General features: G+C 73.0%; 14 protein-coding genes. 6 read left to right on the top strand and 8 right to left on the bottom strand.

What is annotated here, in order from left to right:
* Positions 1–183: 183 nt before the first annotated feature.
* Complete coding sequence (locus tag WN71_RS39055; protein ID WP_079178443.1) at positions 184–972, bottom strand: protein phosphatase 2C domain-containing protein; 789 nt, start codon at positions 970–972, stop codon at positions 184–186.
* Positions 973–1,354: 382 nt separating this feature from the next.
* Here WN71_RS39055 and WN71_RS39050 point away from each other — a divergent pair, with 382 nt between their 5' ends.
* Genes WN71_RS39050 through WN71_RS39030 form a run of 5 tightly spaced genes read left to right on the top strand, consistent with a single transcriptional unit; the run spans position 1,355 to position 7,077 of the window.
* Positions 1,355–4,240, top strand: a complete 2,886-nt coding sequence (locus tag WN71_RS39050; RefSeq protein WP_206300260.1) for a sensor histidine kinase — start codon at positions 1,355–1,357, stop codon at positions 4,238–4,240.
* The gene (locus tag WN71_RS39045; protein ID WP_046592627.1) at positions 4,237–4,740 is read left to right on the top strand and encodes a roadblock/LC7 domain-containing protein; all 504 of its coding nucleotides are present in this window, start codon (positions 4,237–4,239) and stop codon (positions 4,738–4,740) included. The genes WN71_RS39050 and WN71_RS39045 overlap by 4 nt, the downstream gene beginning before the upstream one ends.
* Positions 4,737–5,159, top strand: coding sequence for a DUF742 domain-containing protein (locus WN71_RS39040; protein ID WP_046592626.1), 423 nt, complete (start codon positions 4,737–4,739; stop codon positions 5,157–5,159). The genes WN71_RS39045 and WN71_RS39040 overlap by 4 nt, the downstream gene beginning before the upstream one ends.
* Positions 5,140–5,787, top strand: a complete 648-nt coding sequence (locus WN71_RS39035; protein ID WP_046592625.1) for a GTP-binding protein — start codon at positions 5,140–5,142, stop codon at positions 5,785–5,787. The genes WN71_RS39040 and WN71_RS39035 overlap by 20 nt, the downstream gene beginning before the upstream one ends.
* 36 nt (positions 5,788–5,823) lie before the next feature.
* Positions 5,824–7,077, top strand: a complete 1,254-nt coding sequence (locus WN71_RS39030; RefSeq protein WP_046592624.1) for a styrene monooxygenase/indole monooxygenase family protein — start codon at positions 5,824–5,826, stop codon at positions 7,075–7,077.
* Positions 7,078–7,133: 56 nt separating this feature from the next.
* On the opposite strand, the gene WN71_RS39025 is transcribed toward WN71_RS39030, so the two are convergent.
* The 4 genes from WN71_RS39025 to WN71_RS39010 all read right to left on the bottom strand — a co-directional run bounded on the left by WN71_RS39025 (position 7,134) and on the right by WN71_RS39010 (position 10,549).
* Positions 7,134–8,270 carry a C40 family peptidase gene (locus WN71_RS39025; protein WP_046592623.1) on the bottom strand — a complete coding sequence of 379 codons (1,137 nt, stop codon included), beginning with the start codon at positions 8,268–8,270 and terminating at the stop codon, positions 7,134–7,136.
* 104 nt (positions 8,271–8,374) lie between these two features.
* Complete coding sequence (locus WN71_RS39020; protein WP_046592622.1) at positions 8,375–8,704, bottom strand: hypothetical protein; 330 nt, start codon at positions 8,702–8,704, stop codon at positions 8,375–8,377.
* Between the two features lie 91 nt (positions 8,705–8,795).
* On the bottom strand, positions 8,796–9,449 hold the full coding sequence (locus WN71_RS39015; protein WP_046592621.1) for a TetR/AcrR family transcriptional regulator: 654 nt from the start codon (positions 9,447–9,449) through the stop codon (positions 8,796–8,798).
* A gap of 161 nt (positions 9,450–9,610) precedes the next feature.
* Positions 9,611–10,549 carry an AurF N-oxygenase family protein gene (locus WN71_RS39010; protein ID WP_046592620.1) on the bottom strand — a complete coding sequence of 313 codons (939 nt, stop codon included), beginning with the start codon at positions 10,547–10,549 and terminating at the stop codon, positions 9,611–9,613.
* A gap of 87 nt (positions 10,550–10,636) precedes the next feature.
* Between WN71_RS39010 and WN71_RS39005 the strand changes: the two genes are divergently transcribed.
* Positions 10,637–11,746 carry a ferritin-like domain-containing protein gene (locus WN71_RS39005; protein ID WP_046592619.1) on the top strand — a complete coding sequence of 370 codons (1,110 nt, stop codon included), beginning with the start codon at positions 10,637–10,639 and terminating at the stop codon, positions 11,744–11,746.
* Between the two features lie 81 nt (positions 11,747–11,827).
* Here the strand turns inward: WN71_RS39005 and WN71_RS39000 are convergent, their stop codons facing one another.
* The 3 genes from WN71_RS39000 to WN71_RS43135 all read right to left on the bottom strand — a co-directional run.
* The gene (locus WN71_RS39000; protein WP_046592618.1) at positions 11,828–13,285 is read right to left on the bottom strand and encodes a penicillin-binding transpeptidase domain-containing protein; all 1,458 of its coding nucleotides are present in this window, start codon (positions 13,283–13,285) and stop codon (positions 11,828–11,830) included.
* Positions 13,282–14,715, bottom strand: a complete 1,434-nt coding sequence (locus tag WN71_RS38995; protein ID WP_079178441.1) for an FtsW/RodA/SpoVE family cell cycle protein — start codon at positions 14,713–14,715, stop codon at positions 13,282–13,284. The genes WN71_RS39000 and WN71_RS38995 overlap by 4 nt, the downstream gene beginning before the upstream one ends.
* Before the next feature lie 43 nt (positions 14,716–14,758).
* The coding region (locus WN71_RS43135; protein ID WP_240529924.1) for an SH3 domain-containing protein at positions 14,759–15,116 on the bottom strand (358 nt) is incomplete at its 5' end.

Below are 15,116 nucleotides of genomic sequence, written 5' to 3'. Positions count from 1 at the left end.
CGGGTGCGTCGTGGCTGGTCGCGCAGTTCCCCGCGCCCCTTGAGGGGGTGGCCCGGAGGCGCCCCGCCAGGGGCGCGGGGAACGGCGCGCTCGGCCCCCGCCGGGCCGCAGGTGAGTTTTAGGGGCGCGGGGAACTGCGCGCTCAGCCCCCACCGGGCCGCAGAGTGAGTGACGCGCGGGGAGTCACAGCTCCGTGAAGACGACCGTCGCGTCGTCGTGGGTCTTGCCGCGGCCCAGGAACGCGCGAGCCTCCCGGTCCGCCCGTTCCAGCGCGCGGACCCGCGCCACCAACGCGCCCGCCCCCTCCTCGCGGACCAGGCCGAACAGGGCCGCCCAGTCGCCCTGGTGGAACTTCTCCGTCCAGCGGGCCGCGCCGTCCGTCAGGGCGGTCAGCGCCCGCACCCGCTCCCGCGGCAGGGTCCCGGTCACCGCGCGGGCCGCCACCGAGGCGTCCGCGGCCGCGGTGAAGAACCCGCCCTCCTTGTTGCGCAGCCGCGAGTCCACGAGCGCGTCGGTCGTGAGCGCGGCCCGCGGCAGCCGCGCCAGACGGTCGTCGAGGACCGCGGTCACCGCCCCGTCGGGGGCCTCCACGAGCAGCACCGAGTCGGAGAGCACCAGGTACTCCACGGTCCGTGACGACCAGCGGGCGAGCACCACGGTCGCCTGAGGCGTACGCGGGTGAGAAAGGTCACAGGTCGCGGCATGGGCCGCAGCTGTGCGAACGATCGCCCGGGAGAGCGCCTCGGGCAGCGTCAGATCTGGGCAGGAAACGGTCAGTTCGGCCAGCGCCCCGCCCAGCCGCGCGGTGAACCAGGGAACCGAATGCAAACATCCGGTGTGACCGGCCGGCGGAGTCACCCCGTCCAGCACCACCAGGCAACCCCCCTGCCCGGAGGCGGGAAGCCCGACACTCGCGAAGTCCTCGTCGGGGCGGGCGGGATCGCCGGGCTCCGAGACAAGTTCGGTACGCATCCGGTCAGTCTGCACGAGCCCTTCACACGGTTTGCGAAAGGCGGCCCCCAGCACCGCATTTGGCACACCCTCGCAGGTCAGGCGCCTGGTTTGAGGGGGAATGGCGGGCTCCGGGAAGGCGTGACGGCGAATCCTGTCAAAGCATGGCGCCCGCGTCCAACCGGCGCACGAGCGGCGGCGCGCACCCGCGCCCGGGAGACTTGCCCGCCAACTCCCTGCCGGGGTTCACTCCTTCGGGTGGCGGGTCAGGTGATGCGCATCCACTGCCCACCGGCACTGGGAGGGTCGGGAGCCGAATCGGGGCTCACACGCCAGTCGGCAACGGCTTGACGGAGCGTCACCCGGGCCCATGGGTACATCGAGTACAGGAATGCGAGCACCGGTGCAGAAGACGCGGCCTCGGCGCACAGGCAAGCAGACGGCCTCCGCACAGGGTCCGGAGCAGACGCCCGGCACCCCGGTCGGCAAGGGCCGCCCCACCCATGTGCGCAACCGGCTGATCGTCGCCGTCGCCGTGGTGGCCGCGGCCGTCGCCGCGGCCGGCGCCCCCTCCGTCCTCGCCGCGTCCCAGCAGCTGAGCGACGCCCAGGACCTGGTGACGCTGGCCCAGCAGACCGAGGACGCCCTCACCCTCGCGCACTCGCTCGCCGACGAGCGCGACGAGGTCACCGCCTACATCGCCGCGGGCCGGGCCAAGTCCAAGGCTCCCACCGAGCAGCGCAGCGCCCGCGTCGACCGCGAGGTCGAGGACCTGCGCGCCGACCCCGACCTGCCGGCCGGCCTGGGCGGCGACCTCGACGCCATCGCGTCCGTGCGGCGCGCCGCGCTCACCGGCAAGAGCAGCGCCTACGAGGCCCACCAGGCGTACTCCGCCACCATCACGGCGCTGCACCGGCTGGCCGACGACCTGGCCGAACGGATGCCGACCCGCGCGGGCTCCGGCGCCTACTCCCTCGCGGAGCTCGACAGCGCCGTCCAGCAGACCGCCGCCGCCCGCGGCCTGCTCCTCGCCGCCCTCCAGGTGCCCACCAGCACCCAGACGGTCTACAGCCCGATCACCGGACTGACCACCACGACCACCGTCACCTCGGCGGCCGACAAGAAGCAGCGCGACACCCTCAGCACGGCCGCCCAGCAGGCCCGGCTGCGCGCCGACGCGGCCCTCGCCGACTTCCGCGAGACCGCCCCCAAGGCGTCCGTCGCGTCCTACGACTCCACGGTCACCGGCCCCGACGCCGACTCCGCCGCGTCGTACCTGGCCAAGCTCACCGACCAGCCGACGCTCTCCGACGCCGACCTCGCCACCAGCGTCAAGAAGCTCGACGCGGCCCTGTCCGCCCGCGTCGACCTCATGAGCAGCGTGGAGTCCTCGCTCTACGACCACCGCACCAAGGACCTCGCCGGGCTGCGCGACGACGACGTCACCGCCCTGGAGATCCGCGTCGCCCTCCTCGGCGCGCTCCTGCTGGTCGCCGTCGGCATCGCCACCGCCATGGCCCGCACGCTGACCCGCCCGCTGTCGGTACTGCGCCGCGGCTCCGCCCGGCTGGCCGAGGCCGAGGACCCCGCGACCCAGGAACCGATCCAGTTCACGGGCCGCAACGACGAGTTCGCCCAGGTGGTGCGCTCGGTCAACGCGCTGCACGCGCACGCCGCCGCCCTGCACGAGCGGATCACCACCCTGGAGGACGACCGCCGCCACCTGGTCGGCCAGCGCCGCCAGATGGCCGAGGCCCGCGAGGAGCTGCGCGCCGAACTCGGCGACTCCGCGGCCCAGCTGGAGCGGCTGCGGCACAGCATCGGCGGCACCTTCGTCAATCTGGCGCTGCGCACCCTCGGCCTGGTGGAGCGCCAACTGGCCGTCATCGAGGGCCTGGAGGAGCGCGAGCAGGACCCCGACCGGCTCGCCACCCTGTTCAAGCTCGACCACTTCGCCACCGTCATGCGCCGGCACAGCGAGAACCTCCTCGTGCTGGCCGGCACCGAGCATGTGCAGCAGCACGCGGGCCCGGTCCCGCTGGTCGACGTCGTACGCGCCGCGGTCAGCGAGATCGAGCGCTACGAACGCGTCCGCATCGCCGCGCTGCCCCCGCACGCGCACCTCGCGGGCTTCGCCGCGGACGACATGAGCCATCTGCTCGCCGAACTGATGGAGAACGCCACCGCGTTCTCCCCGCCCGACGTGCCCGTCGAGATCTCCGGCTGGCTGCTGGAGAACGGCGAGGTCATGCTCTCCGTCCAGGACGAGGGCATCGGCATGGCCGCCGAGCGCCAGGTGCGGCTCAACGCCCGCCTCGCCGCGTTCGATCCGCACACGCCGTACGAGGAGGAGGGCGAGGAGGGACTCGGGCTCGGCCTGTACGTCGTCGCCCGGCTCGCCCACCGGCACGGTGTGCGCGTGCAGTTGCGGGAGCAGAAGCAGGGCGGCGTCGCGGCCGTCGTGGTGCTGCCCCGGTCCCTGCTCGCCGCGGCGCCCGCCTCGGCCGTCCCGGCCGCGGGCGCGACGGCCGCCGGTGCCGCGTCCTTCTCGCTGCCCGGTGCGGACGCGGAGGTCAACTCCAACGTCCTGCACGGGCGTACGGCCGACGGCGACCCGCTGGTGACGCTCGCGGAGCGCGCCGTGCGCGGCGCGGGCCGCTCCGCCGACGACCCCGCCTCGGCCGCCGACGACACCAAGGGTGCCGGCCGGACCGCCCAGGAGACGCCCGCCCACGGGACACCGGACCGGCAGGCGCCCGAGCGGCCCGCCGTGCCCGCCCCCCGTACCGAGGACGCGGCGCTCCACGAGGAGCCCCCGGCGCGCACCGGACCCGCCGCCGTGACGCCGCCGCGGATCACGCCCGGCGCCGTACCGGAGTCGCCGTCCGAGACCACCATGGAGCTGCTCGCGCCGGTGCCGGCCGAGCCCGACGCCACCCACGACCGCACCCCGGACGAGAGGGGCCCGAGCGGGCCGCCCGCGGCCGGGGAGAACGGCCCCGCCGACGACGCCGGTGCCGACGAGGACGACCCCGTCACCAGCAAGGGTCTGCCCAAGCGCACACCGAAGATCACCGCCCCCGCCCAGCCCCAGCGGCAGCGGACCACGTCCGTGGACGCGGAGGCCCTGCGACGCCGACTCGGAGGCTTCCGCCGAGGGGCGGAGGCCGGGCACCGCGACGTCCAGGCGGAGATCGCCGAAGAGACCGCGCAGAACCAGGTGCCGGCCGCGGGTACGGCCGGATCCGAGAAAGCCACGGGGGGCACCGTCGAGGAGGCAAGCAGTTGACCGCGCCCAGTACCTTCGGACTGAGCAGTGAGGCACGCAACCTGCACTGGCTGCTGACGAACCTCGTCGAGGAGGTGCCCGGCATCCAGTCGGTCGCCGTGGTCTCCTCCGACGGCCTGCTGCTGCTCAGCTCCGACCCGGGACGCAACGCCGAGGCCCGCGAGGCGCTCGGCACCCGCCGCAAGGGTCCGAGGGGTTCCGCCGCCGACCTGGCCACCATCGTCTCCGGCATCGGCAGCCTCACCGTCGGCACCGCGAAACTCATGGAGTTCGGGCCGGTGAAGCACACCATGGTCGCCATGGAGGAGGGCAGCCTCTTCGTCATGTCGATCAGCGACGGCTCCCTGCTCGGCGTGCACGGCAGCGCCGACTGCGACATGAGCGTGGTGGCCTACCACATGGCGCTCTTCGTGGGCCGGGCCGGCCATGTGCTCACCCCCGAACTCCGCAGCGAACTGCGCAAGTCGCTGGAGGCCGAGTCGACGGGGAGCGCCCGATGACCGACGCCGCGGCCCGCCGCCGACTGCCCGTGCGCGGCGGGGACCGCAAACCCGCCCGCGTGCGCCCCTATTCGCTCACCGGCGGCCGGACCCGCTTCGGGCACGTGCTGCTGGTGGAGACCTTCGTCGCGAGCACCGCAGCCCTGGAGGCGGCGGAGGAGCGCAAGGAGCTGACGAGTGCGCCGGCCGGCCGGATCATGCCGGAGATGCAGGCCATCGTCGAACTGTGCCGCCGTATGCGTACGGTGGCCGAGATCGCCGCGCTGCTGAGGATGCCGCTCGGCGTGGTCCGCGTGCTGCTCAGCGATCTCGCGGACCAGGGAAAGATCCGTGTGTACGGGACCGGGACGGGACACGGCACCGGCCGCCCGGACCGCGCTCTGCTGGAAAGGGTGCTGAGTGGACTCCGTCGTCTCTGACGCCGCACCTGGCGTCGACTCCTCCACCGCGGCCATGGAGCCGGGGGAGGACCTGAAGGCCTGGGAGACGGACCGCACGCGGGCCCCCATCGCCACGAAGATCGTCGTGGCCGGGGGCTTCGGCGTCGGCAAGACCACGCTGGTCGGCGCGGTCTCGGAGATCACGCCCCTCCAGACGGAGGCGCTGATGACCGAGGCGAGCACCGAGACGGACGATCTGACGTCCACGCCCGGCAAGATGACCACCACCGTGGCCATGGACTTCGGCCGCATCACGCTCGACGACGACCTGGTGCTCTACCTGTTCGGCACGCCGGGCCAGCAGCGGTTCTGGTTCATGTGGGACGACCTGGTGCGCGGCGCGATCGGCGCCGTCGTGCTCGCGGACACCCGCCGCCTGAAGGACTGCTTCCCGGCGCTCGACTACTTCGAGAGCTGCGGGCTGCCGTACGTCGTCGCCGTCAACCACTTCGACGGCACCGAGCTGTTCGAACCGGAGGACGTCCGGGAGGCGTTGACGATCCCGGCGCGCATACCTGTAATGATCATGGATGCGCGCCGTCGGATCTCGGTCGTCGAGACCCTGCTGTCCCTCGTCGGCCACGCACTCGACGAAACGCCCGAGTAACCCCGAGCAGCCTCCCGATAGGAGTCACCACCCGCCATGCGGAAGATACTCGTCGTCGGAGCCGGCCAGTCCGGACTCCAGCTCGCCCTCGGCCTCCAGTCGCACGGGTACGAGGTCACCCTGATGTCGAACCGGACCGCGGACGAGATCCGCTCCGGCCGGGTCATGTCGACCCAGTGCATGTTCGACACCGCGCTCCAGCACGAGCGCGACCTCCAGCTGAACTTCTGGGAGTCGCAGGCCCCGAGGATCGAGGGGCTCGGCGTGTCCGTGGCGGCCCCCGGCTCCTTCGACCCGGGCCCCTCGCAGCGGGCGATCGACTGGGTGGGCAGGCTCGACGGGTACGCGCAGTCCGTGGACCAGCGCGTGAAGATGGCCGGCTGGATGGAGACCTTCGCCCAGCGCGGCGGCCAACTGGTCATCCACGGGGCGGCGGTCGGCGACCTCGACTACTTCTCCCGCACCTACGACCTGGTGCTCGTCTCCGCGGGCAAGGGCGAACTGGTCTCCATGTTCGAGCGGGACGCCTCCCGTTCCCCCTACAGCGAGCCGCAGCGCGCCCTGGCCGTCTCCTACGTCCACGGACTCGGCCCGCGCCCCGAGCACCCGGACTTCGACGCGGTCCGCTGCAACCTCGTGCCGGGCGTCGGCGAGCTGTTCGTGATGCCGACCCTGACCACCTCCGGCCGCGCCGACATCCTGTTCTGGGAGGGCATACCCGGCGGCCCGCTGGACGTCTTCAACGGCGTGAAGGACCCGGCGGAGCACCTGGCGCTGACCCTGCGCCTGATGGAGACCTTCACGCCGTGGGAGTTCGACCGCGCCAAGGGCGTCGAACTGACCGACGCCGGCGGCACCCTGGCCGGCCGCTACGCGCCGACCGTCCGCAACCCGGTCGGCCGGCTGCCCGGCGGCGGCCTGGTGCTCGGCGTCGCCGACGTCGTGGTCGCCAACGACCCGATCACCGGCCAGGGTTCGAACTCCGCGTCCAAGTGCGCGGCCGCCTATCTCGCGTCGATCCTGGAGCACGGGGACGGCGCGTTCGACGAGACCTGGATGCGGGCGACCTTCGACCGCTACTGGAACACCGCCCAGCACGTCACCAAGTGGACCAACGCCATGCTGGCGCCGCCGCCGGAGCACATCCTCAACCTGATCGGCGCGGCGGGCCAGCTCCAGCCGGTCGCCGACCGCTTCGCCAACGCCTTCGACGACCCGGCCGACTTCGAGAACTTCTTCTACGAGCCGGAGAAGACGGGCGCCTACCTGGCCTCGGTCGCCGGGGCCTGAGTCCGCCACGGACAGCGGCAGTTCGGCCCCCGGGGGCCACTGCGACGCGGCCGCGGTCACGCCGGCCGTACGGCGCCGAGGATCGGGTTGGACGCGATGGGGGAGACCTTGACGCGTTCGCCGGTCCTCGGGGCCTGGACGACCATCCCCTCGCCGAGGTACAGCGCCACATGCGTGGCCTGCGGGTAGTAGATCACCAGGTCGCCGGGGCGCAGCCGGTCCAGCGGGACCTTCGGCAGCCGCGCCCACTGCTCCTCGCTGGTGCGCGGGATCGTCGTGCCCGCGTGGTCCCACGCCTGCGAGGTCAGCCCCGAGCAGTCGTACGTCCGCGGGCCCTCGGCCCCCCACTGGTACGGCTTGCCGAGCTGCCGCAGGGCGTAGGAGACGGCCCGGTCCCCCTGCGCCGACGGGTCGGCGCCCTTGCCCAGCGCGCCCGACGTCACGAGCTTCTCCTGCGCGGTGGCGACCCCGTCCTTCTCGGACTCCGCGAGCGCGGAGCGCTGTGCCGGGCTGAGCGAGGCGAGCAGCTTCTCGACCTCCTCGAGCCTGCGGTGGACGTCGTCGCGGTTCTTCTTCTGCCGCGCGGCGAGCGAGAGCCGGTCGTCCAGCGCCTTGCGCGCGGCGCGGGCGAGGCTGTCCGCCGTGCGCTCGCTGCCGGCCAGCCGCCCGGCTGTCCGCGCCCGCACCTGCGCCAGCCGGCCGACGACATGGCCCTCGTCGAGCGCGTGCTGCGGGTCGCGGGCGAGCAGGATGCGCAGATACGGCGACAGGTCGGAGGCGGCGCCCTGGTACTGCTCCCGTGCGAGCCGCCCCACCTCGCCCCGGCTGTCCTGCAACGAGAGCCGGGCGCGGGCCAGTCGGCGCTCCAGCCGGTCGACCTCCGCGCGCTGTTTCGCGAGCTTCTCCTCCGTGCCGTCGTAGGTCTCCGTCGCCTGTTCGGCCTGCTGGTACAGACGCTGAAGGTCCGTCAGCAGGTCGGTGACCGAACGCTGTCCGTCCTGCGCGAGACCGGCCGCCGCCGCGTCCGCCGCGGGCTCGGCGGCCGTCGTATCGCTCCCCGTGGCCGTATCGCTCTCGGCCGTCGCGGTGCCCACGGGCTCGGGTGCCGCCGCCGCGGGGGGCAGCGGGGCGAGGGCGACCGCGCAGACGGCCACCGCGGCCGTACCGACCCGGCGTAGAAGCCTTCCTGACATGTCATCACCTCCGGTGCGGGGCGGGGGGGTCCGCTTCGCACCGAGAGCTTCAGACGGGATCGTGTGACGCGCGCGCCGAGTGTGGGCGGTTCGGCGCAACCTCGTCACCCGTCCGTGTTCTCCGGCCTGCCGGACGGCGTGGCACCGGGACGGCCGTTCGCGGCGGTGCTCCGCCGGGACCAGGGCCAGCGCAGGGTGCCGGAGCGGGGGTCGGCGCCGGGGTCGTAAGCGTACTTCCAGCCCTGCGGGGTGCCCAGCCGCTTGCTGTGCGCGCGCGGCTCGCGCCGGTAGACCAGCACGGTCGGCTCGCCGCCGTCGGGGGCGGGGACGGGGATGCGGTAGATCTTGGGCGGGTGACCGGTGGGTCCCAGCAGGACGGGCAGCACGCGCCCGTCCATCGGTCCGCCCTCGAAGGGGGTGTCCTGGCTCTTCACGCCTTCCAGTGTCGGCCATCCCCGGCCGGGGCGAGGGCCGGGCCCGGGGCGTCGGCCGTCGTGCGCGGGCGTCGTGGCGGTCGCGGTGGCGTCAGCCGTTCCTCGCGAGCGCCGCGATGATCTCCGCGGTCTGCGGGTCGCGGGCCGCGGTCACCGTGAGGACGGCCACGAACTGCTCGACCAGCCAGTCCCGCAGCTCCCCGGCGGGCGGCTGCTTGTCCTCGTCGAGCCAGATCAGGGAGGCCGCCTCCACCGCCGTGATCCACATCCGCACGGTCATCCGCAGCCGGGGCCCCGGCTCCCGCACGCCCAGGTGGCGCAGGATGTGGTCGGCGGCGGCCCGCCGCACCCCGTCCACGATCGCCGTGGTCCGTGACGTCTCGACCACGCTGCCGCCCTGGAGCAGCGCGCTGAACCCGGCGTCGTGCTGGTCGACGAAGGCGAGATAGCGGTCCAGGGCCCGGTGCAGCCGGGGCAGCAGCGGGCCCTGCTGCGGTTCGTCGAAGCAGTGCCGCAGCTCGTCCGCGGCGGAGTGCAGGGCGGCCTCGTACAACTGCTGCTTGCCGCCGGGGAAGTAGCGGTACACCAGCGGGCGCGACACCCCGGCCGCCTCCGCCACGTCGTCGAGGGAGACCTCCTCGGGCGCGCGGTGCGCGAAGAGCGTCAGCGCGGCGTCCAGCAGCTGGCTGCGTCGCTCCTCGACGCTGAGGCGGCGGTAGGCCGGGGTGGCGGCGGAGGGGCTCATGACCGGCAGCGTAATCGCCGGACCGGCCGCGCACCCCCGGGCGGGTCCCCGCCGCAGCGGACCGCTCCGCGCCGCACCCCCCGGCCCGAGCCCCTCCACGCCGGGGAGGGACCCCTGCGCGCCCGCCCCAGGGGCGCGCCCCTCCCCGCTCGGAGCGCGCACTACGCCAGCAGTCCGGACGACTTCCACAGCCGACGCCCGACGCCGCGCAGCACGCCGATGTCGTCGAGGAAGTCGGTCAGCCGCTTCGACCCGGTCTGCATGACCTCGCGCCGGTGGCCGCTCGCCTTCACCTGGGCCAGCGCCTCGCGCTGGTCGAGCCCCACGTTCGTGTACACGTCGGGGTTCACGAAGGCCACCGAGAAGACCCGGGCGAACTCGCCGGAGGTGATCCGGGTGAACTCCTGCGACCACTTCGGGGCGGTCAGCATCTGCCGGCGCAGCTCCTCACGGGCGTAGCGCACGTGCCGGGCCTCCTCCACGACGTGGATGCGCGTGACGCCGCGGACGAGGGTCTGCACCCGCTCGTCCGGGAAGGTCAGCCGCTGCATCCAGTCGAGGACCTCCTCGCCGAGCAGGGTCGCGGTGAACGAACCGGGCGTGGTGGAGATCGTCTTGAACAGCCGGCCGAGGTTCATGTGGGCCCGGCTCACCGGGTACCAGGGCGCGTCCCCGCGGGCGATCAGCCGCGCGAACATCTTGGAGTGCCGGCACTCGTCCTCGATCTCGGTGAGCGCGTACCGCACGTGCGCGCTCGTCGCCGCCTTGTCGTAGATGTGCCGGACCAGCAGCTGCATCAGGATGATCTCGAACCAGATCCCCAGCGAGGCCAGCGCGGCGGCCTCGTGCTGGGAGAGCAGGATCTTCTGCTCCTCGCCCATCCGCTTCCACAGCGGGGTGTCGTACAGCGACACGAGCTCCGGCGGCCAGAACCACTTGCCCTCCTCGAAGGGCGCGTCCCAGTCCAGCTCCTTGTCCGGGTCGAAGGAGTGCTTGGCGGAAGAGTCGAGCAGCCGCTCGGCCACCTGCTCCCGGTCCTTGAGCAGACCGAGCGCGTCGCGCAGGCCCGCCACGGCGTCGGCTTCCGTGAGAGTCGTCATGGCTCTTATGAGACTGCCTGTCAGCAAGCTCGTCAATCCCCTGCACGCATCTTGTTGACTCCGGGTCTACGGAGGAGTCTGCGAAGTATGCCGACCCACGAGCTGTACGCCAACGACCCCGGCGAGCACCGCTGGCAGGTGCCCGCGTCCGGCGCCGCCCGCTTCAACTGGGAGTACGACGAAGGGCGCGACCGCCTGCTGGCCCTGTACCAGAAGGGCAAGGACAAGCAGTGGGACGGGCAGCGGCGCATCGACTGGGGCCTGGAGGTCGATCCGTACGACGCCCTGGGAACCCCCGACGACGCGATGGCCCTGTACGGGACGCCGTACTGGGCGAAGATGTCCGACCGGGACCGCGCCGACCTGCGCAGGCACTACGCCTCCTGGCAGTTCAGCCAGTTCCTGCACGGCGAGCAGGGCGCGATGATCTGCGCGGCCCGGATCGTCGAGTCCGTCCCCGACCTCGACGCCAAGTTCTACTCCGCCACCCAGACCATGGACGAGGCACGGCACGCCGAGATCTACGCCAGGTTCCTGCACGAGAAGGTCGGGATGCTCTACCCGATCAACGACAACCTCCAGTCGCTGCTCGGCGACACCCTGCGCGACAGCCGCTGGGACATGCCCTACCTCGGGATGCAGGTCCTCATCGAGGGGCTCGCGCTCGCCGCGTTCGGGCTGATCCGCGACACCACCACCAAGCCGCTCCCCCAGCAGATCCTCGCCTACGTCATGCAGGACGAGGCCCGCCATGTCGCCTTCGGACGGATGGCGCTCCGCGACCACTACGCCCAGCTCACCGACGCCGAACTGCGCGAGCGCGAGGAGTTCGTCATCGAGGGCTGCTGGCTGATGCGCGACCGGCTGCGCGGCGCCGAGGTCCTGGAGAACTTCGGCTTCGCGCACGCCGAGGCCGAGGAGCTCAGCGAACACTCCGAGTTCCTCCAGCTCTTCCGCAAGCTGCTGTTCAGCCGCATCGTCCCGTGCGTCAAAGACATCGGTCTGTGGGGAAAGCGGCTCCAGCAGGCCTACGTCGACATGGGCGTCCTCGAACTCGGCGACTCCAGCCTGGACCTGCTGATGGCCCAGGACGAGGAGATCGCCGAACGGCTGGACGCGGAACGCTTCGCGGCGGAGGAGCGGGCGCGGGTGGAGGAGGTGACGGAGGCGATCGAGGCGGGTGCGGCGGAGGAGTGACCTTCCGGACCGGCGTCGGCCGCGGGACCGGCGCGGGCCGCGGGACCGGCGTCGGCCGCCGGACCGGTGCGGCCCGCCGGCTCAGGAGTCGAGCACCGCCCGCATCACCGCCCTGGCGATCGGGGCCGCGAACCCGCCCCCGGTGATCTCGCCGCGGTGCGCCGACGCGTCCTCCACCACCACGGCGACCGCGACCCGCGGCTGGACGTCGTCGTCGCCCTGCGCCCAGGACACGAACCACGCGTACGGCGTCCCCGTGTTGCCGACCCCGTGCTGCGCGGTGCCCGTCTTCCCGCCGACGACCGCCCCGGGGATCGCCGCGTTGCGGCCGGTCCCCTCGGTCACCACGTCGGTCATCAACTCCTTCATCAGCGCGGCCGTGCCCGGCCGCATCGCCTGCCGCACCGGCCGCGGCCCCGTCGTCGCGACCGTCTCGCCGCCCCGCCGCACGGTCCGCTCCACCAGATACGGCTCCCGCACCTGCCCGCCGTCCGCCACCGCCGCCGCGACCATCGCCATCTGGAGCGGCGTGGCACGGGTGTTGTACTGCCCGATCGACGACAGCCCCAGCTGCGCCTTGTCGACCTGCGTGTCGAAGGTGCTGCGCACCGCCGAGTACGGGATGCGCAGCGACGTGTCGTTGAACCCGAACCCGCTCGCCGTCGACGCCATGCGGTCCACGCCCACGTCCACGCCGAGCTTCGCGAACACCGTGTTGCACGACCACTCGAAGGCGGACCTGAGCGAGGCGTCCGCGCAGCCGTCGCCCTCGTTGGTCAGCCGGGTCGTCGTGCCGGGCAGCCGGTAGGGGTCGGGGGAGTCGGTCGGCGCGTCGAGATCCGTCACCACCCCCGCGTCCAGCGCCGCCGCCGCGGTGACCACCTTGAACGTCGACCCCGGCGGATAGGTCTGCCGCACCGCCCGGTTGAGCATCGGCTTGTCGGGATCGGCGTTCAGCCGCGCCCACGCCCGCATCGCCGGGAGCCCGTTGCCCGACAGCTCCGCCGGGTCGTACGACGGACTGGTGACGAGGGCCAGGATGCGCCCGGTGGCCGGATCCAGCGCGGCCACGGCACCCTTGCGCCCCTCCAGGCCCTCGTAAGCGGCCTCCTGCGCGGACCGGTTGATCGTGGTGACGACATCGCCGCCCCGTGCGCGGGCGTGGGTGAGGCCGCTCAGCAGCGGGAACGGCGCGAGCATCGGGTCGGTGCCGGAGAGGATCCCGTCCTCGGCGTGCTCCAGGAACGTGGTGCCGTACGCCTGCGAGGCGAAGCCGGTGACCGGCGCGTACAACGGGCCGTCGGGATAGGTGCGTTCGTAGCGCAGCTGCTCCTTGGTGTCCCGCGAGCCGGTGACGGGCGCGCCGCCGACCAGCACGTCGCCGCGGGGCTGGCCGTAACGGGCGATGCTGGCGCGGCGGTTGGCGGGGTTGTCGTCGTAGGACCCCGCCCGGACGATCTGCACCCGCACCGCGCTCACCAGCAGCGCCGCGAGCAGCAGCAGGCAGAAGAGGGCGGCGTGCCGGATGTGGCGGGTCATCGGGAGGCCTCGCTCTCGCCGTGGTCCTGCGGGCGGCCGGCGCTCCGGCCGTCGTCGGGGTGGTGCGGTGTGCCCTCGGGGCCGTCGCCCTGGGGGCGGCGGGCCGAGTCGCTGAGCCGGATCAGCAGCGCCACGATCGCCCAGTTGGTGACGACCGAGGAGCCGCCCTGCGCGAGGAACGGCATCGCCATGCCGGTCAGCGGGATCAGCCCGGTCACCCCGCCCGCGATCACGAACACCTGGAGCGCCACGAGCGACGCGAGCCCCACCGCCAGCAGTTGCCCGAACGGGTCGCGCACCGCGAGGCCCGCCCGGTAGCCGCGCTCGACGAGCAGGGCGTAGAGCAGGAAGATCGCGGTCAGTCCGGCCAGGCCGAGCTCCTCGCCGGCCGTCGCCAGCACGAAGTCCGACTTGGTGGCGAAGCCGATGAGGCTGGAGTGCCCGAGGCCGAGGCCGGTGCCGAGCATCCCGCCCGCGGCGAACGCGAACAGCGACTGCGCCACCTGGCCCGGTCCCTCGCCCGCCTCGATCGACGCGAACGGGTGCAGCCAGTCCTGCACCCTGCTGTGGACATGCGGTTCGAGCCGGCCCACCGCGACCGCGCCGAGCACCGCGAGCAGCAGCCCCACCGCGATCCAGCCGGTGCGCCCGGTGGCGACGTAGAGCAGCACCACGAACAGCCCGAAGAACAGCAGGGAGGTGCCGAGGTCGCGCTCCAGCACCAGCACCCCCACGCTCAGCAGCCAGATCGCCACGATCGGCCCGAGCACCCGCCCGGTCGGCAGCTGCACCCACCAGAAACGGCGGCCCGCGTACGCGAGCGCGCTCCGGTTCGCCGCGAGATACGCCGCGAAGAACACCGCGAGCAGCACTTTCGCGAACTCGCCCGGCTGGATGGAGAATCCGGCGATCCGGATCCAGATACGGGCGCCGTTGACCGCCGGGAAGAGGATCGGCAGTGTCAGCAGCGCGAGTGCGGCGACCATGCAGGCCTGCGCGTGCTCCTGGAGGACCCGGTGGTCGCGCAGCAGCAGCACCACGACGATGAACAGCGCCACGCCCAGCGTCGACCACACCAGCTGGGCCGGGGCGGCGCGGTCGTGCGGGGTGGTGAGGTCGAGCCGGTAGATCAGGACCAGGCCGAGACCGTTGAGCAGCACCCCGATCGGCAGCGGCAGCGGATCGGCGTACGGCGCCCGGATCCGCACCGCGACATGGGCGACCAGCGCGAGCACGCCGAGCCCGGCGCCGTAACCTGCGGCGCCGGGCGGCAGCGTGCCGTGCCTGGCCAGCCCCACCGCGCAGTAGCCGTACACGGACAGCAGCACGGCCAGGACGATGAGGGCGAGTTCGATGCCACGGCGCCGGGGGAGGCGTACGGCGGAGGTGGGCGGATCCGCCGCCGCCACCGTGGTTCCGGCGTTGGTCATGTCCGGAACTTACCCAAATAGGGCGTGTTGCGCGCCTTGCCCGTCAGCACCAGCGTGGCGTGGCACCGATGGTCTCGATGTACCGGGCGGAGCCCCAGGCCCAGGTGCCGTCTGTGAGCAGGTACCAGATCCGGTTGCCCTGGATGTTCTCGCCCTGCGTCCGGCAGAAGATCGAGACGTGCTGACCGCGGTGCGCGACCCGGATGACCTGACCGCCACGGTTGGGCGCGGCCCGCAGGAACAGCTCGTTCGCCGTGACGACGCCCCGGTAGAGGGCGGACGAGGAGGTGGTGGGGCGGCTGTTGTCGGGCCGACCGCTGTCGGGACGGCCGTTGTCCGGACGGGGGTTGCCGGGGAGGCTGTTGTCGGGGCGGTTGTTGTCGGGGCGGGGGGTGGTGGGT

The organism is Streptomyces mangrovisoli (assembly GCF_000974985.2).
Taxonomy (GTDB): Bacteria; Actinomycetota; Actinomycetes; order Streptomycetales; family Streptomycetaceae; genus Streptomyces; species Streptomyces mangrovisoli.
Note: the sequence above shows the minus strand (reverse complement) of the source record. Positions and strands in the feature narration are given on the sequence as shown.